The sequence below is a fragment of the Domibacillus sp. 8LH genome (assembly GCF_038806185.1).
GTDB lineage: Bacteria > Bacillota > Bacilli > Bacillales > Domibacillaceae > Domibacillus > Domibacillus indicus_A.
Genome location: NZ_JAVJNG010000244.1, coordinates 1 through 252, shown reverse-complemented (window position 1 = coordinate 252; position 252 = coordinate 1). Strand labels below are relative to the sequence as shown.

1 protein-coding gene is annotated in these 252 nt (G+C 72.2%); it reads right to left on the bottom strand.

Going from position 1 to position 252, the window contains the following annotated elements; all coding sequences use genetic code 11:
- Window positions 1–252, bottom strand: a 252-nt coding sequence (locus tag RG959_RS24580) for a collagen-like triple helix repeat-containing protein (RefSeq protein WP_342799344.1), incomplete at both ends; no start/stop codon positions are given.

Genomic DNA, 252 nt, shown 5'->3' with positions numbered 1-252 from the left:
CCCGTGACTGGTGCCAGCGGCGTCAGCGGGCCGCTGCCGAGGCTCGAGACCAGGTTGCCCGTCTGCGTGACCGCGCCGCCGAGCTGGTTGACCACGCCGCCCGTGCTGGCGAGTGTGGTACCGAGCGGATCCTTCGTCGCGCCAAGCTGGCCGAGACCGTTGCCAAGGCCGTTGCCGAGTGCAGTCACGGCGCCGCCAACGCTCTGCACGATGCCGCCTGCGGCTTGCGTGGTGGCCGGGTTGACACCCGGC